The organism is Filifactor villosus (genome assembly GCF_042652965.1).
GTDB classification, from domain to species: domain Bacteria; phylum Bacillota; class Clostridia; order Peptostreptococcales; family Filifactoraceae; genus Filifactor; species Filifactor villosus.
Genome location: NZ_JBHSHL010000020.1, coordinates 16,317 through 41,293, shown reverse-complemented (window position 1 = coordinate 41,293; position 24,977 = coordinate 16,317). Strand labels below are relative to the sequence as shown.

At 43.6% G+C, this 24,977-nt stretch carries 18 protein-coding genes; 13 read left to right on the top strand and 5 right to left on the bottom strand.

Annotated elements, in window-relative coordinates; translation table 11 throughout:
* Positions 1-139 precede the first annotated feature (139 nt).
* The 4 genes from topA to ACFO4R_RS05795 all read right to left on the bottom strand — a co-directional run bounded on the left by topA (position 140) and on the right by ACFO4R_RS05795 (position 5,671).
* Positions 140-2,197: a type I DNA topoisomerase gene (gene topA, locus ACFO4R_RS05810; protein WP_379788106.1), complete on the bottom strand. Its 2,058-nt coding sequence runs from the start codon at positions 2,195-2,197 to the stop codon at positions 140-142.
* A gap of 422 nt (positions 2,198-2,619) precedes the next feature.
* Entirely contained in the window at positions 2,620-3,690 is a 1,071-nt protein-coding gene (gene dprA, locus ACFO4R_RS05805) for a DNA-processing protein DprA (protein ID WP_379788105.1), read from the bottom strand.
* Between the two features lie 3 nt (positions 3,691-3,693).
* Positions 3,694-5,217, bottom strand: coding sequence for a YifB family Mg chelatase-like AAA ATPase (locus ACFO4R_RS05800; RefSeq protein WP_379788104.1), 1,524 nt, complete (start codon positions 5,215-5,217; stop codon positions 3,694-3,696).
* A gap of 109 nt (positions 5,218-5,326) precedes the next feature.
* Positions 5,327-5,671: a YraN family protein gene (locus tag ACFO4R_RS05795; RefSeq protein ID WP_379788103.1), complete on the bottom strand. Its 345-nt coding sequence runs from the start codon at positions 5,669-5,671 to the stop codon at positions 5,327-5,329.
* Positions 5,672-5,936: 265 nt separating this feature from the next.
* Here ACFO4R_RS05795 and ACFO4R_RS05790 point away from each other — a divergent pair, with 265 nt between their 5' ends.
* From ACFO4R_RS05790 to ACFO4R_RS05750, 9 genes are all read left to right on the top strand, one after another.
* On the top strand, positions 5,937-6,386 hold the full coding sequence (locus ACFO4R_RS05790; RefSeq protein WP_379788102.1) for an RrF2 family transcriptional regulator: 450 nt from the start codon (positions 5,937-5,939) through the stop codon (positions 6,384-6,386).
* 57 nt (positions 6,387-6,443) lie between these two features.
* Positions 6,444-7,631, top strand: a complete 1,188-nt coding sequence (gene nifS / locus ACFO4R_RS05785; protein WP_379788101.1) for a cysteine desulfurase NifS — start codon at positions 6,444-6,446, stop codon at positions 7,629-7,631.
* Positions 7,628-8,068, top strand: a complete 441-nt coding sequence (nifU, locus tag ACFO4R_RS05780) for a Fe-S cluster assembly scaffold protein NifU (RefSeq protein ID WP_379788100.1) — start codon at positions 7,628-7,630, stop codon at positions 8,066-8,068. Before nifS ends, nifU begins: the two co-directional genes overlap by 4 nt.
* Positions 8,069-8,332: 264 nt before the next feature.
* Complete coding sequence (locus tag ACFO4R_RS05775; protein ID WP_379788099.1) at positions 8,333-9,196, top strand: hypothetical protein; 864 nt, start codon at positions 8,333-8,335, stop codon at positions 9,194-9,196.
* 853 nt (positions 9,197-10,049) lie between these two features.
* The gene (gene nifJ / locus ACFO4R_RS05770; protein WP_379788097.1) at positions 10,050-13,586 is read left to right on the top strand and encodes a pyruvate:ferredoxin (flavodoxin) oxidoreductase; all 3,537 of its coding nucleotides are present in this window, start codon (positions 10,050-10,052) and stop codon (positions 13,584-13,586) included.
* A gap of 472 nt (positions 13,587-14,058) precedes the next feature.
* The gene (locus ACFO4R_RS05765) at positions 14,059-16,047 is read left to right on the top strand and encodes a toprim domain-containing protein (protein WP_379788096.1); all 1,989 of its coding nucleotides are present in this window, start codon (positions 14,059-14,061) and stop codon (positions 16,045-16,047) included.
* A gap of 13 nt (positions 16,048-16,060) precedes the next feature.
* Positions 16,061-18,280 (top strand): DNA gyrase subunit A, encoded by a 2,220-nt coding sequence (locus ACFO4R_RS05760; RefSeq protein WP_379788095.1) that lies wholly within the window; start codon positions 16,061-16,063, stop codon positions 18,278-18,280.
* Positions 18,281-18,290: 10 nt separating this feature from the next.
* Entirely contained in the window at positions 18,291-19,232 is a 942-nt protein-coding gene (mnmL, locus tag ACFO4R_RS05755; RefSeq protein WP_379788094.1) for a tRNA modification radical SAM protein MnmL/YtqA, read from the top strand.
* A gap of 204 nt (positions 19,233-19,436) precedes the next feature.
* Positions 19,437-20,123: a phosphoribosylaminoimidazolesuccinocarboxamide synthase gene (locus ACFO4R_RS05750; protein ID WP_379788093.1), complete on the top strand. Its 687-nt coding sequence runs from the start codon at positions 19,437-19,439 to the stop codon at positions 20,121-20,123.
* A 267-nt stretch (positions 20,124-20,390) separates the two neighbouring features.
* Here ACFO4R_RS05750 and ACFO4R_RS05745 read toward each other — a convergent pair whose 3' ends face one another.
* Positions 20,391-20,636, bottom strand: a complete 246-nt coding sequence (locus ACFO4R_RS05745) for a hypothetical protein (protein ID WP_379788092.1) — start codon at positions 20,634-20,636, stop codon at positions 20,391-20,393.
* A 719-nt stretch (positions 20,637-21,355) separates the two neighbouring features.
* On the opposite strand from ACFO4R_RS05745, the gene ACFO4R_RS05740 reads away from it, so the two are divergent.
* The 4 genes from ACFO4R_RS05740 to ltaE all read left to right on the top strand — a co-directional run bounded on the left by ACFO4R_RS05740 (position 21,356) and on the right by ltaE (position 24,893).
* On the top strand, positions 21,356-22,219 hold the full coding sequence (locus ACFO4R_RS05740; RefSeq protein ID WP_379788091.1) for a DMT family transporter: 864 nt from the start codon (positions 21,356-21,358) through the stop codon (positions 22,217-22,219).
* 105 nt (positions 22,220-22,324) lie between these two features.
* The gene (locus ACFO4R_RS05735) at positions 22,325-23,122 is read left to right on the top strand and encodes a GTP pyrophosphokinase (RefSeq protein ID WP_379788126.1); all 798 of its coding nucleotides are present in this window, start codon (positions 22,325-22,327) and stop codon (positions 23,120-23,122) included.
* A gap of 25 nt (positions 23,123-23,147) precedes the next feature.
* On the top strand, positions 23,148-23,834 hold the full coding sequence (locus tag ACFO4R_RS05730) for a metallophosphoesterase (protein WP_379788090.1): 687 nt from the start codon (positions 23,148-23,150) through the stop codon (positions 23,832-23,834).
* A gap of 30 nt (positions 23,835-23,864) precedes the next feature.
* Positions 23,865-24,893 (top strand): low-specificity L-threonine aldolase, encoded by a 1,029-nt coding sequence (gene ltaE, locus ACFO4R_RS05725; protein WP_379788089.1) that lies wholly within the window; start codon positions 23,865-23,867, stop codon positions 24,891-24,893.
* Positions 24,894-24,977 lie beyond the last annotated feature (84 nt).

Sequence of the window (24,977 nt, the reverse complement as noted above, 5' to 3'; positions counted from 1 at the left end):
ATCAACACTAAAAATAAGCTGTACTTTTATTGGAAATTCATATAAAAGTACAAAATTTCACAACTATAATATCATATTCCAAAAGAATTTTCAATATTATTTGAAAATATTAAAATATTAAAAACCCGACTGTCTTCCATCATTTTTTATAACCACACTCTTTGGAGGAACAAAGAATCTGAGTCCCTTTCTTTCCGGTCTTTTCTACAAGGGGAGAATTACAGGAGGGACATTTTTCGCCTGTGGGTTTGTTCCATGATACAAAGCGGCACTTGGGGAAGTTGCTGCATCCGTAGAAGGTCCTTCCTCGTTTGCTTTTACGTACGATGACATCCCCGTCCTCACATTCAGGGCAGGCAATTCCGATCTTTGTGACATAGGGTTTGGTCCCCTTACATTCGGGATAGTTTTTGCAGGCAATAAACTTGCCGAAACGACCATATTTGACTACCATCTCGGAACCGCATTCGGGACAGATCTCGTCCGTTTTTTCTTCCAAGAGAACTTTTTCCAACTGCTCCTCCGCTTTTTCGATATCGGTCATCAGTGGGGAGTAGATAGTTCTGACAATCGATTTCCATTCAAGAGCTCCATCTTCTACCGAATCGAGTTGCTGCTCCATTTTTGCAGTAAAATCCACATTGATAATATCATTGAAGTGTTCCTTCATAATATCGGTTACGATCTCTCCCAGAACAGTGGGTTTTAAGAAGTGTTTTTCTTTTTCGACATAACCTCTTTGCAAAATGGTCGATATTGTAGGAGAGTAGGTACTCGGTCTTCCGATCCCGAGATCTTCAAGTTCCTTTACAAGGCTGGCTTCCGTATATCTTGCCGGAGGCTGTGTAAAGTGTTGCTTGGGGAGGATCTTGGATACGGGATAACTTTTCTCAGCGGTAAATTGGGGAAGAAGGACTTCCTCGTTTTGGGAGTAACTGTATACCTTGAGGTAACCGTCAAAAATCATGGTGCTTCCGTTCGCCTTAAAGGTATAAGACTCTATGTTTCCGCTCACAACGCTCGAGAGGAAGACGGCACTCGACATGGAGGCTGCAACAAAACGTTCCCAAATTAATTTATAGAGTTTGTACTGTTCGGGAGTCAAGGACTCTTTGATCGACTCGGGAGTACGTTGTGCCGAGGTGGGGCGAATACACTCATGTGCATCCTGGACTGAGCTGTTTTTCTTCTTGGCATTGACGTATTTCTTGTAATACTTTTTTCCATAGACGGATTCGATATATTCTTTTACAGCAAAACTTGCCTCGTCCGAGATCCTCTGAGAATCGGTACGAATGTAGGTGATAAGACCGATACTTCCTTCACCTTTGATTGCAACTCCTTCGTAGAGCTGTTGAGCTACACTCATGGTTTTTTTGGTAGGAAAAGAGAGTTTGGAAGAAGCTTCCTGTTGAAGCAAACTCGTGGTAAAAGGTTTTGGGGCAGTTCGAGACTTCTCTTTGGATGTGACGGACTCGATTTTCATAGGTTTTTTCGCAATTTCGTTAAGGACGCTTCGAACTTCTTCTTCGTTATGGAGTTTTATTTTTTTTCCGTTTTTTTCTACGAGTTTAAACTCGGCGAGCTTCTTATCGTCGCCTGCGACATTGGCTTGGATGGACCAATATTCTTCCGGAACAAAGGCACGGATCTCATTTTCCCGGTCGACGATAAGCAGGGTGCTCACACTTTGAACCCTTCCGGCGCTTAACCCTTTTCGAACCTTTGCCCATAGGATGGGGCTGATGTTGTATCCGACCAGACGATCGATGACTCTTCTCGCCTGTTGGGCATCCACGAGATCCATATCGATTTTTCGAGGAGATTTGATCGCTTTTTTAATCGCATCTTTAGTAATTTCATTAAAGGTAATTCGGTTTTCCTGCTGAGTATCCAAGCCCAAAAGGGTGGCAAGGTGCCAGGAAATTGCTTCTCCTTCGCGATCCTGGTCGGTCGCAAGGTAGACAAAATCGGCTTTTTTCGCTTCTTTTTTTAGATCTTTTACCACATCGCCTTTTCCACGAATCGTGATATATTGCGGTTCAAAATCATTATCTATTTCAACGCCCATCTTGCTTTTGGGAAGATCTCTTATATGTCCGACCGATGCCTTAACCGTGTAGTTCCTCTTGCCCAAAAACTTTTCTATGGTCTTTGCTTTTGCGGGAGACTCTACAATCACTAATTTTTTCGACATTCCACAGTCCTTTCCAAATTATTGTCGTACAAGTAAACACATACTATTTCAAACCCGTGCAAAGCATCTCTCTTATGCCATCCTTCATAGAAATACCATAATATGGGGATGCTTAAACAAAGGACAAAAAATTTTAAGATAATAGTAACAATTGAGTATTATATACCAAATAAAAGAATTTGCAAATTATTTTTATTCAAACTCGCTTGTTTTGTTGAAAAATTTGTCGGAAAAACAGTGGAAATTGAGAAGAAACAGGATTTTTTTCGAGGAACTGTCCATGCTCTTTCGATGCAACGATGTCTATGCGATGAGGACGTGTCTCAACAAACGGAAAAACAAAGAGTGAATACAACTCTTGTTTTACAGGCTCTTTATACGTACCGAAATGAAGAAAATTACCGGTGTATTCGAGGATGGTATCAAGTCGTTGCTATATAACAGCGGTTTCCGATCTCGCTTACAAGCCCCTTCATCTCCAAGATGTTTAAGGTGGCACTGACCTGTTGTATCTGTAATTTGAGTTTGCCGGAGATCAACTCCACGTACAGGGGAGACTCGCTCTTCAAAAGGGAGAGAATGGCCCTCTCATGTTCGGAGAGCCCCTCATCTTTTCTTTCGATTTCAGAGCGGGAAAAAAACGGAAATTCTTCCAAAATATCTTCGATGTTTGTTGTGAGTTTTGCTCCGTTTTTGATAAGCAGGTTGGTTCCGTTGCTGTTGACGGAAGTAATATTTCCCGGAACTGAAAATACGGTCTTTCCAAGTTCCAAGGCAAAATCCACAGTCGTCATCGTTCCGCTCTTAAAGTTGGCTTCGATGACGAGCAGTCCCTGACAAAGCGCAGCTATGATACGGTTTCGTGCTATAAATTGATGAGGGAGCGTCGGGTGGAAGGGGCTGTACTCCGAGAGTATAAGCCCTCCGTTTTCGATGATGTCCCGCGAAAGTGTAAGGTTGGTCTTGGGGTAGATGTCGGTGTGAGAAGATCCCAAAACGGCAATCGTCTTTCCGTTGGAGTGTACAGTAGTTTTTTGAGAAATTCCGTCAATACCGTTTGCCATGCCGCTAAGCGTTACTACCTGATGTTCACAGAGTTTCTTGGCAAAAAAATCTGCACAGAAGATACCGTAGGAGGTAGGTTTTCTGCTCCCGATGATACCGATGGAAAACTTTTCGATCAAATCAATGTCTCCCTGAAAAAACAGGATGTAGGGCGGATCGGCAAGCTGACGAAGATGTTTCGGATACCTGCTATCCAAGATGGTAATATAAGAAATCCGATGTTTTTCCAAGACATTCATCAGTTCTTCATACTTCTCGAAGGAGTTGATGACAGCGTTCTTTTTTTCTTTTGACAGAGAAGACAGACATCCGATATCCGAAGGGGTCAAACCTTGGACATCTGATAGAGAGCCCACTTCCCGACACATATGTTGAACGTTTACAGGGCTGATATTTGCGAGATTGAGTACACAAAACAGATCTTTCATCCTTTACCTCCAATACTTGATCAAGGGTTTTCTGAACGAAACAGCCTCCGAGAGGTGGACGAGGCTGATCTTCTCTTCTGTGTCCAAGTCGGCGATTGTTCGTGCAACTCTTAGAACTTTGTGGTAACTTCTCAAGGAGAAGCTGAACTTTTCAAAGGCCGATTTCAAAAAATAAGTTTCTTTTTCGCCCAAAGAACAGTAGATAGGTATTTTTTGGGCGGGAATCAAGGAGTTATAGGAGAAATCCTCCTTTTTATAGCGGTGTTTTTGAAGCTCTATAGCTTTTCGGATCCGCTCAAAGATCTCCTTGCTCGACTCTTCACGGGTTTCGGTGTGGATCTCGTCAAAGTCGATCGGAAGCATTTCAGCAAAGAGATCAAAACGATCGAGCAGAGGAGAGGAGGCTCTCGAAAGATAATTCTGTATTTGGTATTGAGAACAGATACACTCCTTAAAAGGATTGAGGTAGTTTCCACAAGGGCAAGGGTTGGTCGCCGCCACAAGGACGAAGTCGCAAGGATAACGATAGCTGTGTTTGATTCGGCTGATGTTTACATACTTGTCTTCGATGGGTTGACGCAGGGCCTCCAGAGTCTTCTTTTCGAACTCCAGGAGTTCATCAATAAAGAGTACTCCCTTGTGTGCCAACACGACCTCGCCGGGAGAAGAGTTTTGTCCTCCACCTATGATCGCCTTCATCGTAGCGGTATGATGTGGAGAGCGAAAGGGTCTTATCCTGTGCAGAATATTTTCGTTAAACTTTCCGATACTGCTGTATATCTTGCTGACTTGGATGTATTCATCCTCATCGAGAGAAGTCATAATACCGGGGATCCTTTTTGCAATCATTGACTTCCCCGATCCCGGAGGACCTATCATAAGAAGGTTGTGGTATCCGGCGGCACAGATCTCCGCACTTCGCTTGGCGATAAGGTTGCCCTTCACGTCTGAAAAATCGTCGGCAGAGGAAGAGCGTGAAACCTGAGGCCTGGCGGAGAGAGAAATAAGTTCATCCGATCCCATCAGATAGGCGACTGTCTCTTTCAAACTTGAGGAGCAGTAGACCTCGATGCCCCGGACAACCTCGGCTTCCATAGAATTATCGACGGGAAGAACAACCTTGTCGATCAGTTCGGATTCCTTAGCGGCGATGATGTAGGGGATGGTACCCTCTGCTTTTTGGATCCTGCCGTCCAGAGAAAGTTCGCCAAAAAACATCGTTTTGTTGAAACGCTCTTCCAAAAACTTGTACTCACAGGACAAAATACTTAAAGCGATCGGAAGATCATAGTGGGATCCTTCTTTTTTGATGCTGGAAGGAGAGAGGTTGATAACGATTTTTTTGTTCGGGAATTTAAGCCCGCTGTTTAAGATGGCGGAGCGGATACGTTCCTTCGATTCCTTTACCGTGGCATCGGGCAGTCCCACCAAAGTGAAGTTGGGGATTCCTTTGGATACATCTGCCTCCACGGTTACGATATATCCTTCGATACCTTCAATTCCTGAACTGTAACTTTTGTAGAACAAAATGCTTCCTCCTTTGTCGGTAAAATGGTTGCAGCAATATCGAAACCCGATCGGACTGTTGGCAAAGTCAGAAATATACTCGCATATCCGAGAGTTTGGAGAGTTAAACTCAGAACACATTTTTCAGGTGTTCGATCCTCTTTTCCGAAAAGTAAACCTCGATCACATCGAAGGTAATGGTTTCAAAATCAATCAAATGGGTTTGAATGTAGAGAGCGGCAACCTGCCGGATCTTGGCTTGTTTCTTGAAATTTACGGCTTCGCAAGGCAGACCGAACTCGGATGAGGTCCTGGTTTTTACTTCGCAGAAAGATAAGACATCTCCCTTCTTAGCGATGATATCGATCTCGCCGAGTTTTATGTAAAAGTTTCTTTCTATGATATGATAGCCGTGTTTTTGTAAATAATCTACGGCAGCTTCCTCCCCATACGTTCCAAGTTCTTTTGAATTCATGCGAACTTCCTTTCGATTTTATTGGACATTTACCGTCATTTCAAAGATTTATATTTATTATAGTATAAAAGAATTCAATGTAAAAGAAGAAATTGCAATTATTCCTTTTTGGAAAGAGTGCATGGCTCCGATAAGCATGGATCCCGACACCTCTTTCATTGCGATCGAAACAGTATTTTTATAAAACAAAACAAATGATTGACAAGGGTTTTGTTTCGCAATATAATAAATCCATATCAATATGGTAGGAATTAGGAGGTGTGTTATGAAGTTATCTACGAAGGGGCGATACGGTCTAAAGGCGATGTTTGATATTGCAACGATCTACGAGAGGCAGGAGCCGATCTCACTCAAACAGATCGCTGAGAAAAACCATCTTTCCGAGCAGTATTTGGAACAGATTTTTTCGGTATTGAAAAAATCCGGACTGGTCAAAAGCATACGGGGAGCTCAGGGTGGATATATGTTGGGACGACAACCTTCCGAAATAACCGTAGGAGATATTATAAGGGTTTTGGAAGGTCCGATAGCACCTTCCATGTGTGTGTTGGAAGAAGAGACGGACTGCATTGAACTCAGGACCTGTCCTACAAGAGATGTGTGGAAACAGATCAAGGACAGTGTCGATGAGGTGATAGACAATATTACTCTGGAAGATATGTTGCTTAAAAATCAAAAAAAGACGCAGGTTTCTTTGATTGATTCTATAGACTGAGGGTATATACAAAAAAACGAAATTGCAAGGTAATCAGATAAAGAGGAGAACGGTAATATGAGTAGAAGAGAAGTATATATGGACAATTCGGCAACAACTCGTGTAAAACCTGAGATCTTGGATGCAATGCTTCCGGCATTTCAGGAGCACTTCGGAAATCCTTCGAGTATCCACCATTACGGGCAGGGAGCGAAGGTCTATGTCGATAAGGCGAGGATGCAGGTGGCCGAGTTGTTTCGATGTTTGCCGGAAGAGATCTACTTCACAGCGGGAGGCAGTGAGTCCGACAACTGGGCACTGAAGGCGGTCGCGGAAAAGTTCAAGACAAAGGGCAATCACATCATCACCTCCAAGATCGAACATCATGCGATCTTACACACCTGTGAATATTTGGAGAAACAAGGTTATGAGGTGACCTACCTTGATGTGGACAAGGACGGGATCATCGACTTGGAGCAACTGAAGAAGGCGATCAGCGACAAGACAATCCTTATTTCCGTTATGTTTGCAAACAACGAGATAGGCAGCATCCAGCCGATCGAGGAGATCGGAAAGATCGCAAAGGAACACAAGGTTTTGTTTCACACCGATGCGGTTCAGGCGGTAGGAAACGTCGATATCGATGTCAAAAAACTCAATATCGACCTCTTGTCCATGTCGGGACACAAGATCCACGCCCCCAAGGGAGTGGGTGCTCTCTATATCAGGAAGGGACTTATCCTCCCCAACCTGGTCCACGGAGGCGCCCAAGAGAGAAAAAGACGTGCAGGTACGGAGAACGTCCCCGGCATAGTAGGTCTTGGAAAGGCCTGTGAGATCGCAAGGTCGGATTTTGAAAAGCATACGAGCCATTGCAAGGCTTTGAGGGACAAGTTGATCCGCGACGTAACGGAAAAGATCCCATATACCTTGGTGACCGGAAGTTTGGAGCACAGATTGCCGACGATCGCAAGTTTCTGTTTCCAATATATTGAAGGAGAAGCCCTGTTGTTGAGTCTTGATATGAAGGGAATTGCAGGTTCGAGCGGTTCGGCGTGCACCTCAGGTTCTTTGGACCCGTCTCACGTTCTGATGGCTCTGGGCTTGAAACATGAGATCGCTCACGGTTCCTTGCGTTTGAGTTTGTCGGATTTCAACACGGAGGAAGAAGTCGATTATGTAGTGGAGCAGTTGGAGCCGATCATCCAAAGGTTGAGGGATATGTCGCCGTTGTACGATGAAGTAAAGAAGGGGGAAAACCAATGATTTATACAGAGAAAGTTATGGACCATTTCAACAATCCGAGAAACGTAGGAGAAATTGAAAATGCGGACGGTATAGGAGAAGTAGGAAACGCAAAATGCGGGGACATTATGAGGATGTATCTCAAGATAGATGACAACCGCATTACGGATGTAAAGTTCAAGACCTACGGTTGCGGTTCCGCGATCGCAAGCTCAAGCATGGCTACCGAGTTGATCAAAGGAAAGACCATCGATGAGGTTTTGGAGGTAACCAACAAGGCGGTCGCGGAGGCTCTGGACGGGCTTCCTCCGGTGAAGATGCATTGCAGCGTTTTGGCTGAAGAAGCTATCGTTGCGGCTTTGCAGGACTACGCAAAGAAGAACAACCTGACGATCGAGGGAGTGACCGACAGAGTACTTGAGGATCACGACCATGATCACGATCACGACGAAGAATAGTATAAAATGTAGATATACAGAAGAAGGAAGGGTTCCTTCTTCTTTTTTTGGGGAAAAGTGATCAGGATAAGAGGGGTTTGGATAAGAACAAAGGTTTCAAAACAGAGAGGGAGGGTATATGACAAGGGGTAAGGTCGATCAAAGGGTGAAAATAAAACAGATGGAGAAAAATTATACAAAAATGCTCGATCATGTAAGAAAACGATTGAATTGGTTCAAGCTGTTTTATAAATCTTGATTTGTGTTGTACAAGGAGGAAAGGCATTGAGGACTGATTTTTTTAAGGTGGGAATAGTTGCATTGTGTATTTCGGTAGTTGCATTAACGGGGTGCACAGTGAAGAAAACGTATACATTGGAAGAAAAAAGGGAACTGGTATTAGACTATATGCAGGAAAAATACGGGGAGGAATTTGTGGGGATCTCCTACAATCTCGCAGAGATATTTAAAGAATACGATGAGTTCTTTGTCTATCCGAAGTCAAAGGGACAGGAGGGATGGACCAAGGTAGTCGGAGAATATTATCAGGGGGAATATGTGTTGATCGATGGCTATTTCGGTCAGTTGATTGAAAAACGTTATTATCAGTATTTGGATAAGATATTCTCTAAGTACTTGAATCGATATTATTTTACGATACGAATTGAGCGAGATAAAGCGTATTCATCAAAGTTGACCAAGGATATTCCGATTGAAGAGATTGCGAATCATATGGATGAAGGGTGGTTGTTTATGCCTAGCATTGATCTTGCGATCCCCTCTTCGGAGCTGGAGGAGGTTTCGGACAGGGAATTGTGGGGGATAGGAAACAAGTTTGCGGAAGCCTGCTTGGGGAGCAATCTCTACTTGTCCGTTGATTTGATGGTCGTCAAAGAGGAGAAGTTCGAAGACTATGTTCAAAATAACGGGGATATTATGCACGGGATTTCCGAAGACGATTATTACGGAAGGATGGATGAATACCGTAGTCTGGAGGAAGAGAGAAAAAAGGAATACTTTGCTTACTTAGATGAGGATGGAAATAGTCGATATGATGCTACAACCATATTTGGCACTGATGATGGAGGGAAAAAAGTGAAAGTATTTATTAATGATAAGCTAGTGAAGGAGAAGAATATCCATGAGTAAATTACACTGTTATTCTTTTGAGTTGAGGATATAAACGATCTGTGAGCAATAGAAGATAGAACAATTTTTCGTAGTCAAAAAAATGTATATCCATGCTTCTATTGGAGAATAGTATTAAGGCGATCCCGCATAATTCGGAAAATCAGCATAAAATCGATTTTGTACGAAGGGTGAAATTGTTGAAAATATTGATAGGACAGTTCTTCGTATTTTGTAAAAACGGGGAAAATCGGAAGTTTGCCTTTGTGCGGCGTTTCCTTAAGTAACGAGAAGGCGATTTTGTTGGATATATTTCGATAAGTTCGAAAAACTTCGTAACTCACTGTGTTCAGTTTTCGTATCCAAGTTGATTTTTCTCAAACGATCACAAGTCTTGCTCTTGGGGAAGATGCATAGGATACAAATGCCGAAACAATTTATAGCTAACGAATACGGATCTATAAGAAGACAGTGCCGAGGAAGGATGGTGTAAAAGTGCATTGGTAAATTGTAGCCTTTTTTCGGACAAAGGAGTTACTTTGATCCGTCTATATTTTCAATTTAGAAGGAAAACAAGGATTCAATTGACCGGGAAATATTCAACTGCAAGAGAGTTATTACTTAATAACAGTTATCAAATAATTGAAAAATCAACATTTTTATACAAATAATTAAGTTCAATTATATTGTCAATTGTTTTTATAAGTGTTAAAATGAATAGAACAAGAAAAACAAATATAGGTTTTTTGTCGTGTTTGTTTTTCTTAGTTTGCCATTATATATTTGTTTAATGATTTATATGAAGAACGATTTCGGTTTATGGTGTTCTTCAATAAATTTTTGTAGTTTTATATTTTAGGAGGTCGTTGCGATTATGGCAAAAAAAGTCATGAAGACTATGGATGGTAATACGGCTGCAGCATACTGTTCCTATGCGTTTACAGATGTTGCGTGTATCTATCCGATCACCCCGTCTTCCCCTATGGCGGAATTGGTAGATGAATGGGCGGCGAAAGGACAGAAGAATATTTTCGGACAGGAAGTAAGGGTCGTGGAGATGCAATCCGAGGCGGGAGCAGCGGGTGCCGTTCACGGTTCATTGACCGCAGGAGCATTGACATCGACGTATACAGCTTCTCAAGGATTGCTGTTGATGATTCCCAATATGTATAAGATTGCGGGAGAATTGTTGCCGGGAGTCTTCCATGTGTCGGCACGTGCCCTTGCAAGCCACGCTTTGTCAATATTCGGAGACCATACGGATGTTATGTCGGCAAGACAGACAGGTTTTGCTTTGCTGGCGTCCGGTTCCGTTCAGGAGGTTATGGATATCGGAGGAATTGCACACTTGGCTGCGATCAAATCCAGGATACCGTTTCTTCACTTCTTTGACGGTTTCAGAACTTCTCACGAGATCCAAAAAATCGAGCAGATTGACTACGAGGTATTCGACAGATTGGTAGACAAAAAAGCGGTACAGGAGTTCAGGGACCGTTCCTTGAATCCGGAGCATCCTTACACGAAGGGAACCGCACAAAATCCGGATATCTTCTTCCAGAACAGAGAAGCGATCAATCGCTTTTACGATGCGATTCCCGATATTGTAAATGACTATATGAAGGAGATCTCCAAAGAAACGGGAAGAGAGTACAAACCGTTCAACTATTATGGAGACCCTGAAGCGGAACATGTTGTAGTAGCGATGGGTTCGGTTACCGAAGCTTTGGAAGAGACCGTTGATTACTTAAGAGAAAAGGGCAAGAAGGTAGGAGTGTTGAAGGTGCATTTGTACCGCCCCTTCAGTGCAAAATACTTTTTTGACGTGATGCCTAAGTCGGCAAAAGTCATCAGCGTCCTGGATCGAACGAAGGAACCGGGTGCAACGGCAGAGCCTCTTCACTTGGATGTGTTAAACCTCTATTACAGAAATCCCGAGGCTCCCGTGATCGTAGGAGGAAGATACGGTCTCGGCTCCAAGGATACAACGCCTTCCGATCTGTTGGCGGTGTTTAAGAATATGGAAGTTGCTGAACCCAAGGACAGATTTACCATTTCGATTGTGGATGATGTCACCCACCTTTCTCTGCCTATTGACGAGCTGATTCATACTTCGGCAAAAGGAACGACAAGATGTAAGTTCTGGGGTCTGGGCTCCGACGGTACGGTAGGCGCGAACAAATCTGCGATCAAGATTATCGGAGACAATACGGATCTCTATGCTCAAGGATATTTCGATTACGATTCCAAGAAATCCGGAGGAATTACGGTATCTCACTTGAGGTTCGGAAAAGAGCCGATCCGCTCCACCTATCTGATCGACGAGGCGGACTTTATCGCCTGTCATAACCAGTCCTATGTCCATCGTTATGAGTTGTTGGAAGGACTGAAAAAAGGTGGGGTGTTCGTACTCAACACCAAGTGGAACGATGAAGAGTTGGACAAAAACCTTCCCAATAATTTGAAGAGATATATTGCGGACAACGAGATCAGATTCTATACGGTAGATGCAACGTCCATTGCGGAAGAAATAGGACTCGGCTCAAGGATCAATATGATCATGCAAAGTGCCTTCTTCAAGCTTGCAGAAGTGATTCCTGTGGAAGAAGCGGTAGCTCATTTGAAGAAGTCGATAGAAAAAACCTATGGAAACAAGGGACAAAACATCGTCGATATGAACTTTATGGCCGTCGATAAGGGGCAGGAAGCCCTGCACAAGGTCGAAGTTCCATCCGCTTGGAAGAGTGTCGAGATAGAGAAGAAGTCCGTTGCATCTGAAGAAGAGCCGGAATTTATCCGAGACCTTTTGAGACCGATGGCGGCGCTTCAAGGAAACAAGATACCGGTATCCGCCTTTGTGGATCGAGAGGAAGGAATTATTCCTCCGGGAACTTCTCAATATGAGAAGAGGGGTATTGCTGTCAATGTTCCCGAGTGGAATATGGAAAACTGTATTCAATGTAATCAATGTTCCTTCGTATGTCCTCACGCGGCAATCAGACCTTTCCTGATGACCGGTGAAGAATCCGAAAAATATGATGCTGCAGGCGTGAAGGCCATGGGTAGAGGTTTGGACAGCTACACGTATCGCATCCAGGTAGATCCGCTTGACTGTGCAGGCTGCGGAAACTGTGCGGATATCTGTCCGGGCAAGAAGGGTGCGAAGGCACTTCAAATGAAACCCATCGATACACAGATGGAGCAGTTTGACCGCTTTATGAACCTTCATAAAAATGTTGGTTACAAGCCGGAGATCCTCGATAGACAATCGCTCAAGGGCAGTCAGTTTGCACAACCGTTGTTGGAGTTTTCGGGAGCCTGTGCGGGCTGTGGAGAGACGCCTTATGCCAAGGTAGTAACTCAGCTTTTCGGTGAAAGAATGATTATTGCGAATGCGACAGGCTGTTCTTCCATTTGGGGAGGTTCCGCGCCTGCATCCGTCTATACGATCAATGCGGACGGACAAGGACCGGCATGGGCCAACTCCCTGTTTGAAGATAACGCCGAGTACGGTTTGGGAATGTATACCGCAGTCAAGGTAATGAGGGAGCATATCAAGAACAATGCCGAGGCTTTGTTGACGAAGGCGATCTCAAGCGAGCTTAAAGAGGCTCTGCAAACCTATTTGGATACAATGAACCTTGGGGATGAGAGCAAGCTGTCGTCCGCGAAACTTCTTGCACTTCTGTCTTCCTACGACGGAGAAGGAAGAGAGTTTGTCGATGAGATCCTCAAGAGAAAGGATTACCTCGTCAAGAAGTCAATGTGGATCTTCGGTGGAGACGGTTGGGCATACGATATCGGATACGGAGGTCTGGACCATGTTCTCGCTTCCGGAGAGGATGTCAACATCCTTGTCTTTGATACGGAGGTTTATTCAAACACGGGAGGACAGTCGTCCAAGGCTACTCCGACGGGAGCGGTTGCAAAATTTGCCGCTTCGGGTAAGAAGGTCAAGAAGAAAGACCTTGGAATGATTGCTGCCACCTATGGATATGTGTATGTTGCGCAGGTAGGTATGGGAGCCGATAAAAACCAGTTGATCAAGGCTCTCAAAGAAGCTGAAGCGTATGACGGTCCGTCCTTGATCATCGCCTACGCACCGTGTATCAACCACGGCTTGAAGGAAGGTATGGGCAAGACTCAGCAAAATACGAAGGAAGCGGTTGAGTGCGGTTATTGGCACTTGTATCGATACAATCCTCTTCTTCAACAGGAAGGAAAGAATCCGTTTATTCTCGATTCCAAGAAGCCGACAGCAAGCTTCAGAGAATTTTTGGATAAGCAGGTTCGCTATACTTCGTTGAAGTCGGGTTTCCCGGAGATTGCAGAAGAACTCTATGCGAAAGCGGAGGCCGATGCAGAAGAGAGATATGCACGATATGCAAAGATGGCGGGAAGAGAAGACGCTTAAAAGAATTAAGAGTGAATACAGGAAAGGGAGCGGAGAGATCCGCTCCTTTTTCTTGGATCCTCTATTGATAGAAGGGCGATTATATTATAAAATAGGAACGTCATTTCGACTTCATCCGCTATAGGGTGGAGTGATACTGTTATCCGTTCGATGTTGATATCAATGCCCTCTCCGGGAGATAAAAGGATTTTTTGTGCCGGATGTGTATATAATTACGCTTATAATACTATTCTACTATGAAAATGCCGGAGATGCACAATATATCCTTACCGAAAAATCATTCGGAAGGCTTTATGCTTCAAAGAGTTTAATCTGTCAATTTTAACAGATGACAGTATAAATGAAGAAGAGCATTAAGGGATAACAGGATAAAAATGGAAAAAATACAAGGCAAAACGAGATATATTTTGCAACGTAACAGGGACGCAGAGACAGATCCCTATCCTATTTAGGGAAGTAAGGATGTTTTTGAATGAGAAAAAAAGAAAAAGCTACAAACTACGGAAATAACAGCATTACTTCGTTGAAAGGACCGGACAGAGTAAGAAAGAGACCGGCCGTCATCTTCGGATCGGACGGAATAGAAGGCTGTCAGCATGCCTTTTTTGAGATTCTGTCCAATTCGATTGACGAAGCGAGAGAAGGAAACGGTTCTGTGATCAATGTCATTCGTCACAAAGATCATTGCATTAGCGTCGAAGATTTCGGTAGAGGGATTCCCCTCGACTACAACGAGGTGGAGAAGAGATATAACTACGAACTGGTGTTTGAAGAGCTCTATGCAGGCGGAAAGTACAATACCAACGAAGGTGAAAACTACGAGTATTCTTTGGGACTTAACGGTCTGGGCTGTTGTGCCACCCAATACTCCTGCGAGTTTATGGATGTGGAGGTCAAGAGGGACGGCTTTATTTATCGGATAGGCTTTGAGAAGGGCTACAGCGTAGGAGAACTGCAAAAAGAAGCGGACGACACTCCGGGTACTTACACCAAGATCCGCTTTAAGCCCGACAGAGATGTGTTTACCGATATCGCAATCTCTTCAAGCTACTATGAAGAAACGTTGAAGCGTCAGGCAGTCGTCAACAAGGGGCTTTGTTTCAAGCTCTACGATGAGGAGAAAGAAACGGAGCAAATCTTCCTCTACGAGAACGGGATCGAAGATTATATCAGGGAGATCATAGGAGAGAGCTCTCTTACGGAGCCCAGGCTGATCTCTTTGGAGACCAAGGGAAGAGATCGGGAGGATAAGCCCGAGTATAAGCTGAAGGCGGAGGTCTGCTTTGCGTTTTCGGCCGAGAGCAGTTTTATCGAGTTCTATCACAACTCGAGTTTTCTCGAATACGGAGGCTCTCCCGACAAGGCTGCCAGATCCGCCTTTGTATCGGCGGTCGATGCTCTGATAAAAAGTCAGGGAAAGTATCAAAAAAACGAGAAAAAAATAAGTTTTGTCGATGTTGAAGAGAGCCTCCTCCTCGTTATCAACTCGTTTTCGACGATGACTTCCTATGAAAACCAGACAAAGAAAGCGATCACAAACAAGTTTATCCAGCAGTCGCTTACGGATTTTTTGAAGGAACAGTTGGAGATCTATTTTATCGAAAAGAAAGAGGAGGCGGAGAAAATCGCCGACCGAGTGCTGATCAATAAGCGTTCGAGAGAAAATGCCGAAAAGACAAGGAATGCGATCAAGAAAAACCTCAAGACAGGTCTCGATCCTTTGAATAGAATCAAGAAGTTCGTGGATTGCAGAAGCAAGGATCCTTTAAAGAGAGAACTCTATATCGTGGAGGGGGATTCGGCTCTCGGCTCCTGTAAACAGGGAAGGGATGCCGATTTTCAGGCAATCATTCCGATTCGCGGAAAGATTTTGAACTGCTTAAAGTCGGATCACAATAGGATTTTGTCCAGCGATATCATCACAGACATCATAAAGATCTTGGGAACGGGAGTCGAGATCAACAACAAACACCTCAGAGAAGTGGCAGAGTTCAACCTCGATAACCTCAGGTGGAACAAAATCATCATCTGTACGGATGCGGATGTCGACGGTTTTCAGATTCGGACTCTTCTTTTAACGTTGTTTTATACGCTGACACCAAGTTTGATAAAAAACGGGAACATCTATATTGCAGAGTCGCCTCTCTATGAGATCAGTGCGGGAGATCATACCGTCTTCGCATATTCGGAGAATGAAAAGACCGAGCTTGTAGCAAAGTTTGAGAAAAAAAACAAGAAACTCCATATCCAGCGTTCTAAGGGGCTTGGAGAAAACGAGCCGGAGATGATGTGGGAGACGACGATGAACCCTGCGACCAGACGATTGATTCGGGTAATGGAATACGAGCCTGAAAAAACGGAGGCCGTCTTCGACCTTTTGTTGGGAGAGGATCTACAGGGGCGAAAAGACTATATAGAACAGTACGGACATTTGTACTTGAATAAGCTTGATGAAGTATAAGGAGGAAAGAGCATTGCCTCGAAAGACAAAGAGAGAAGTTAAGAAGGAATATGTTGAAAAGAAAGCCGAGACCGAAGATATTGTAGATACCCTCAAGGAGAATTATATGCCCTATGCGATGAGTGTGATCGTTTCCAGAGCGATTCCGCAGATCGACGGGTTCAAACCTTCTCACAGAAAACTGCTCTACACGATGTATAAGATGGGTCTGATCAAGGGAAACAGGAAGAAGTCGGCAACCATTGTAGGCGAAACAATGAAACTCAATCCCCATTCGGATATGGCAATCTATGAAACCATGGTAAAGCTTGCAAGAGGAAACGAAAGCCTTCTGCATCCTTATGTCGACTCCAAAGGAAATTTCGGAAAGCAGTCCTCCCGCGATATGCAGTTTGCAGCACCTCGATATACTGAGGCAAAGCTTATGCCTTTGTGCAACGAACTGTTCTCCGAGATTGATATGGATACGGTGGATCTTGTGGATAACTACGATTCGACAATGAAGGAGCCTACGCTCCTGCCCACTACCTTTCCGAATATACTTGTCAAGTCGAATAAGGGGATCGCCGTAGGGATGGCCAGCTCAATCCCAAGCTTCAATCTCGGAGAAGTGTGCAACTATACGGTGGAGAAAATCAAAAAGAAGAAGGTCGAACTATTCGACTTTATACCGGGACCCGACTTTCCTTCGGGGGGAGAACTCCTCTTCGACAAGAAAGAGATGGAAGAGATCTATCGAACGGGTAGGGGCAGTTTCAAACTGAGGGGAAGATATCGTTATCTCAAAAAAGAAAACCTTATCGAGATCTACGAGATCCCCTATACAGCAACCGTCGAATCCGTCATCGAAAAGATCATCGAAATGATGAAACAGGGACGCCTGAAAGAGGTCGTGGATATCCGCGATGAGAGCGATCTCGGTGGACTTAAAATTGCCCTCGATGTCAGAAAAACCGTCGATGTCGAAAAGACAATGGCGAAGCTCTTTCGCTATACTCCGCTCGAAGACAGTTACAGCTGTAACTTTAACGTTCTTTGCAATCATACTCCCAAAGTTATGGGCATCGATGAGATCCTCGATGAATGGATCTCGTTTCGAAGGACCTGCATCCTTAGAAAGACCGCATATCAGATCGACAAAAAACTTCACCGTCTGTTTTTGTTGAGGGGCTTGGAGAAGATCCTGCTGGATATCGATGCGGCGATTCGAATTATAAGAGATACCGAAAAAGAAAAGGATGTGCTCAAAAATTTGATGGAGAATTTCGGTATTGATGAAGTACAGGGAGAGTACATCCTGGAGATCAAACTGAGGAATTTGAACAAAGAATACATCCTGAACAAGATTGAAGAAACGCAGACGTTGGAGAAAGAGGTCTCGGATCTGAAAGAATTGTATACCGATGAGGCCTTGCAGGATAAGCTGATGATAAAAGAACTCAAACGTGTGGGCAAGCAGTATGCACAGGAGAGAAAGACGGAGATCTCGAAGAAGGAGGAAGTCATCGTTCATGTGGAAGATACTAAGATTGAAAGCTATCCTGTAACGGTATTCTTGACGGAGCACGGTTACCTCAAAAAGATCCCCGATACGTCGCTGAGAGCTTATTCCGAGCAGAAACTCAAGGACGACGATAGGATGTTTATGTCTCTGGAGGCAAGTAATGACGACACCCTATTGTTGCTCTCCGACAAGCACAAGATGTACCAACTTCGAATTTCGGATATGGAAGACACAAAGGCGTCGGCATTTGGAGTCTTTCTTCAAAACTACTTGGAACTTTCCGCGGATGAACATATTATCTATATGCAGCATCCCAAGGATTACAGAGGACACTTCGTCTTTGTCTTTGAAAACGGAAAGTTTGCAAAGATCCCTCTTTCTTCCTACCAAACCAAGGGCTATCGCAAGAAACTGGTCGGAGCCTATTCGGACAAGAGCCCCTTGGTAGAGGCCTTGTTTATGGAAGAAGAGGAAGAGATCCTGATAAAAACCGCCTTGGATAAGGTCCTTCTTGTTCCGATGCAGAACATCAATCCAATCTTAAATCGCGGAAGTCAGGGAATACAGGTAGCAAGGTTAAGTAAGAAGGACAGGGTCGTATCGGCAAGGCTCGCAGATGAGGAAGATAAGGAGAATTTTTCGTTTGCGAGAACAAAAAAAATTCCCATAGCTCCAAAGGCTATGAGGAACGATGTTCAAACCCAGATTTCTTTTACGGAGAAACTATAAAGGCGGTAGAATGATGAATGAACCATACTATGTGTACTCGGACTATCTGAGAAAAAAGTACGGGGAAAAGGTGTATAGGATCCCGCTCAACCTCCCTCTTACCTGCCCGAACAGGGACGGAAGGATCGGTGTAGGGGGCTGTTCTTTTTGTGCGGACATCGGGGCGGGGTTTGAAAGCCTCGACAGTGCGAAGCCCGTCAGAGAGCAACTGGAAGAGAACATCGCCTACATCGGAAAAAAGTATAAGGCAAAGAAGTTTATTGCCTACTTTCAAAACTATACCAATACCTATGTAGAGCAAACAGCTTTTGAGGCCTATATCCGTGAAGCGATTCGAGAAGATGTGGTTGAGATTGCGATCGCTACAAGGCCCGATTGTGTGAGCGAAGAACAGCTTGAGTTTTTGGAGCGGATAAAACAGCATTATGATATCGAAATCAATTTGGAACTCGGACTGCAAACGGTCAATTATCGAACCTTGGAGCTTATTAATCGAGGACATGGTCTGGCGGAGTTTATTGACTGCGTGAATCGGTGCAAACAACGAGGATTCTTGGTTACTACTCATATGATTTTAAACCTTCCCACCGACGACTTGACAGATGTACTGGAAGGAGCCAAGGTCTTGTCCGCCTTGAAAATTGACGGAGTCAAGCTGCATTCGCTCTATGTTCCCAGAGGGAGTCTTATGGCAAAGGAGTTTGAAGAGGGTCGTTACACTGCAGGTACGGTGGAGGACTACGTTCAAAGGGCGGCCCTCTTTCTCAGTTATCTCTCTTCGGATATTTCGATACAGAGGGTGGTAGGTCGTGCGCCCAAGGAGGATGTCCTTGACTGCAACTTCAATATGTCCTGGTGGCGGATTAAGGATGAGATCGTCAAATATATGGAAGAACATCAGCTCCGTCAGGGCTGTAACTGCAATTACCTTGGGGGTAAGATTCGACGATAGAGGGGTACGGGAGATCTTGTGTATTTAAATCGTATATAACAAAAGAAGCATAACGTAAATGTACGGATTTTTTGAAAAATAAGGCCTGAAAACTATCCTGAAACCGATAAAATTCGAAATAAAAAAGAAAAAACTTGAATATTTTCTTAAAATCCTTTATTATTGTTTTAGAATTTAAATCATTGGAGTAAAGGATGGTATGTGATGAAGAGCGTATATCAAGGAAAGACGAAAGATGTATTTGATTTGGAAAACGGAACTTACTTGTTGAAGTTCAAAGACGAGGTTACAGGAGTGGACGGGGTCTTTGATCCGGGTGCAAATACGGTAGGTCTTACGATGGAAGGTGCGGGAGAAGCAGGCCTTAAGCTTACGAAGTTCTTTTTTGAGAAGATCAACGAGGCAGGCATTGCAACTCATTATGTGGATGCGGATATCTCCAACCGTACAATGACCGTTCTTCCGGCGGAGGTCTTCGGAGAGGGAGTAGAAGTGATCTGTAGATACAGGGCCGTAGGCAGCTTCATCCGCAGATACGGAAAATATGCAAAAGACGGCGACCGCCTTGATGCCTATGTGGAAGTTACGTTGAAGGACGATGACAGAAATGACCCGCTTATTACCGATGAAGCCCTGGAAATGCTCGGTATTATGACAAAAAAAGAGTATGAGATTCTTGCGGATATGACAAGAAAGATCGCAGCCATCGTGAAAGACGAGTTGTCCCAAAAAGGTCTGGAACTCTATGATATCAAGTTCGAGTTCGGACGCGTGGGAGAAGACAAGCATATTGCTCTGATCGATGAGATCTCTGGCGGAAATATGAGGGCATATAAGGACGGGGAATATGTAGAGCCGTTGAAACTCGAAAAAATCATGCTTGAGGGCTAATCGAATATAGGAGATTTTTGCAAGATGATCCGCAGGAAGAGAACTTGAAGATCGGTATCTTTGATGTACAAAGATATCGACCCTCAAGTTCCTTTTTCGTTTATGCTATTCTTAGAGTAGGAGTGATGATCGTTTAAAGTGTGAGATATTTTCTTATACTATTCTTCCTTTGAGCTATGGACATCAGGAACCTGTACTCAACCGAAGATAACACGGATGTTGGTAGTCATAAAGTAGATATCAGCACACTTCTATTGGAGAATAGTACTAACCCAAAAACTTTTTTCCAAGGTATTTGATGATCTCTTCTCTCGGAGAATCCTTGGTCAAACGGATCTGCTTCCCGCTTTCTTCAAAGATCACGAGGATATCACAGCTTCCCTGCTTAAAGAATTTTCGAACGGTCTCTTCTAAAATCGTCCTCGTTTTGGTGGTGTTTTTCTTTGTTTTTTCATATTCTTTGGTAAAGTAATATCCTTTTAGCGTTATGATCTTGTTATAGGTATTTTCCATAGCATCCTCTTCCTTTTCAAAAATCAGATTAGTTGTTCCCTTCAAGAAATATGACAGCTTTTATTACTAAAACCCAATTAAAATATCAGGTGTATGAGAGGTATAGAGATAAAACAGAATTTATAGTAAATGCAAGTGCAAACGGAACGAGGACGTTTTTGGAGCTGAAAACCAAGTCGTGAACTATAGCATCGGAACTCGCTAAGGCTCAAACAGCTGATTTATATGTTTCACTCGTTTGGAACGGCTTAGCAAACTTCGTCATTCACTACGTTCCCCCTTAGGGTTTACGCGATGCTCCTCTGTCTGTTTTTTTCAATCGATCGCAAGTTTTGCCTGCTCTCGAGAAAAAGAGGCGATCGTTCTTTGTTTTTCACTTTCATCCCCGAGTTCCGGTTGAAAAATACTCATACAGATAACAGGGTAATGCAACGGGTATAGTACAAGAAGGTATTTTATCTTCAACAAAATGACGTAAAACGGTTCTCAAAGTCTGAAGAAATGGTTAAACCTGCTTCTTTTACAAGCTTTCTGTATATGTGTAAGCTAGGTTTTTTCTTTGTGTCATATTTCCGTTTTTTTGCCATGACCTATTATACCATATCCTGTTTTCTTTTGAAGAGGGTTTACAAAATGAGGGAATGTAAGAAAAATTTTATACCTATCGGAGCAAAAATCATATATAATAGAAGACAATAGAAGGATCAAGGGGATGGAGTATGATAAAGTTGAATGTGAAACGAACAGGGATGCTCTTAACGGCAATATCAGCCATTATATATGGAATATCTCCCATTTATGCGAAGATATCCTATTCGAATGGAAGCAATGGGATTATGTTGACTTTCTTGAGAAATCTGATTCCTCTCCCGATCTTGTTTTTGATGGTTAAAAAGAAGGGGTTGTCCGTTTCCATATCGGGGAAACAGCATATTCAACTGTTTATCCTGGCATTGCTCACTTCATCGACCACTGCGACCTTATACTCTTCTTACCCTTATATACCGGTCGGCACGGCTACAGTCTTACATTTTACTTATCCCACTTTGGTTATGCTCGGAAGTGTCCTGTTTCTTTCGGAGAAATTCAGCCGGCGTAAGATAGCAGCTTTGTTGATCAGTATAGTCGGAATAGCAATGTTTTTCCAGGGAGGTCTCGGCAGTTTTTTCGGTTTTTTCAGTGCCCTGCTATCCGGAGTACTCTTTGCCCTGTATTTTCTCTATGTGGACAAAAGCGGGATGAAGACCATGTATCCCTTTTTATATTCCTTCTATGTGTGTTTTTACGGAAGTCTTATTATGTTGGTCTATTCTTTTGTGAGCAAAGACCTTACTTTTTCACTAAATATAAAGGCTTGGATCTATTCGGCGGGGATTGCCTTGTCGACTTCGATCTTTGCCCTGACCTTTCTTCAAATGGGGATCGGTAAAATCGGCCCTTCTATGGCTGCGATTTTGTCGATGTTGGAACCGATTACGGGTGTTATTTTCGGAGTACTTATTTTGAAAGAAAGCTTCAGTTTGCTTACCCTTGTCGGTTGCGTCTGTATCTTGTCCGCGATTTTCATACTGAGAAAAGAATGACCGCAGATAGGATCAAGAAAGACGCCCGAAGAGAAGAAGAATTCGACTTGAGCAGTCGGTAGAATAAATGGGAATTAAGAGTTTAAGTTGAAAGTAGAGGATGTTATGGAACTGCGTGACTGGAAAAAAACTCTGTTGCCTTATGAATGTGCAGTTGAAGAACTGAAGGTAAAGTTTAAGAATGTGCGCAAGGAGCTAAGAAGCAACGGAGAATACAGTCCTATTGAATTTGTGACGGGAAGAGTAAAACGGGTCACATCGATTTTGGAGAAGGTCAAAAGACTCGATATCGATATTGGACAGCTCGAAGAAGAGATGGAAGATATTGCAGGTATTCGAATTATGTGTCAGTTGGTGGACGACATCTACATCATTGCAAGGCATATTCAGGAGAGAGAGGATATGGAGGTCGTATATGTCAAGGACTATATCGAAAACCATAAAGAGAGCGGATATCGAAGCTATCACATCATCATTCGCTATCCGATCCAGACGATTTACGGGCATAAGAAGATTTTGGCGGAGATTCAGATCAGAACGCTGGCGATGAACTTCTGGGCTACGATAGAGCACTCTTTAAATTACAAGTATGACAAGTATGTACCGCAGGAGATCCAGGACAGGCTGTCGAGGGCGGCGGATGCGGCGGCGCTGCTCGACAAGGAGATGTCGGTGATAAGAGAAGAGATCGTCAGTGCTCAGGTTGCTTTTGAATACAAGTCCATTGTAGTAAAAGAGATCGCTTTCTATATCAAAAAGATAGAAGAACTCGGGTACAAAAAAGAAGCGGTGTTTTTTCAAAATCTTTTGGACGAAAACAACGAGGAGAGGGAGACCGATGAGTTGTTGAACCTTAGAAGGGATGTAGCGACATTTTACGACTCTACAAAGAAGCCGACATAGAGGACAGAATAACGAGGTAGAAGAGATGGCATTGTTTGCAATTGGAGATCTTCATATGTCTACGGCATTTCCCAAGCCTATGGACAAATTCGGATGGATCAACCACATGGATTCCATTATTCAAGATTGGAAGGATCGAGTCCATATCGAGGATGTCGTGTTGTTGGCGGGAGATATTTCGTGGGCGATGAGATTGGAAGAAGCAAAGGAGGATTTGAAGATCCTCAACGAACTTCCGGGAACAAAGGTGATAATAAGAGGAAACCATGATTATTGGTGGACGAGCGTAAAGAAGATGAAGGCGTTGTTTCCGAAACTTCACTTTATTCATAACAACCATGTGGAGTTAAAGGACTATATCATATTCGGAACAAGGGGTTGGTTATGTCCGAATGAGCAACAGTTTTCGGATGACGATAGAAAGATCTACGAAAGAGAGGTCAGAAGACTCAGAAATTCGATCGACAGCTGTTCATTCCAAGGAGATAAGAAGAGGATCCTGATGTTACACTACCCTCCGATGAATGAGCAGAAGGAAGAGTCCGATTTCACAAGGATCGCACGAGAAGAAAAGATGGACATCGTATGTTACGGACATCTGCACGGAAGAGCTTCGCACGAAACCGCCTTTACAGGACGGCGAGAAGGCATAGACTACCGTCTGGTAAGCTGTGATTATCTGCATTTTAAGTTGGAGAAGCTTTTGGATTGAAAAGTAAGAAAAGATAAGGAGGAGATGGGTATGAAATACATTGATCTGCGTTCGGATACGGTAACACATCCTACGGATTTGATGAGAGAAGCGATGTTTAAAGCCGAAGTCGGAGATGATGTCTATGAGGATGATGTCACAACCAACGAGTTGGAGAAATATGCGGCCGAACTTTTGGGGAAGGAAAAGTCTCTGTTTACACCGAGTGGGACCTTTGCAAACCAGTTGGCTGTTTTTACTCACTGTAACAGGGGAGAAGAGGTAATCCTCTCGGATTCCTGTCATATCGTGCAGCACGAGGCGGGAGGCTCTGCGGTGATTGCAGGAGTTCAACTGAGAACCATCGAGTCAAAAAACGGACGGATGCCTCTTGAGAAGATAGAGGAAGCAATAAGAAAGGAAGAGGATATCCATTATCCGAAGACCTCTTTGATTTGTTTGGAAAACGCGTTTTCTGACGGAAGTGTACTCGATATCTCCTACATGAGGGAGGTATATGAACTGGCGAAAAAGTATAAGCTGGGTGTACACTTGGACGGTGCGAGATACTTCAATGCACAGGTTGCTCTAAAGGCAGAACCCGAGGAGATGGCAAAGTATGTGGATTCGATCAATATCTGCCTTTCGAAGGGACTTTGTGCACCGATCGGTTCTCTTCTGGTTGGAAGCGAGGCGTTTATTTCAAAAGCCAGAATAAAGAGAAAGATCCTCGGAGGAGGGATGAGACAGGTAGGTATTCTCGCAGCACCCGGATTGATTGCTCTGAAGGAAATGAGGTTGAGGTTGGATCAGGATCACGAAAACGCCAAATACTTGTCGAAAAAACTTTCGCAGATACCCGGAATAGAACCGGTGGAGGAAGAACCTTCGATCAATATGGTCTTTTTTAAGATTACAAATGACGATCTGAAGAAGAAAATGGCACCCGAGGAGTTTTTGAAACATGATATCTTGATCAACCCTGAAGAGTTCGGACTAATGCGTTTTGTGACACATTATTATGTAGGAAAGAAAGAAATCGATACCGTAGTTGAGATCATTGAATCCATAGCACGGTAGCCGGAAACGGAAGAAGAGGACCCGCACTTCGTATGCACCAAGTATCGGAGAGAAAAGAAGAGAGGTTGAATGTCTGCATGGAAA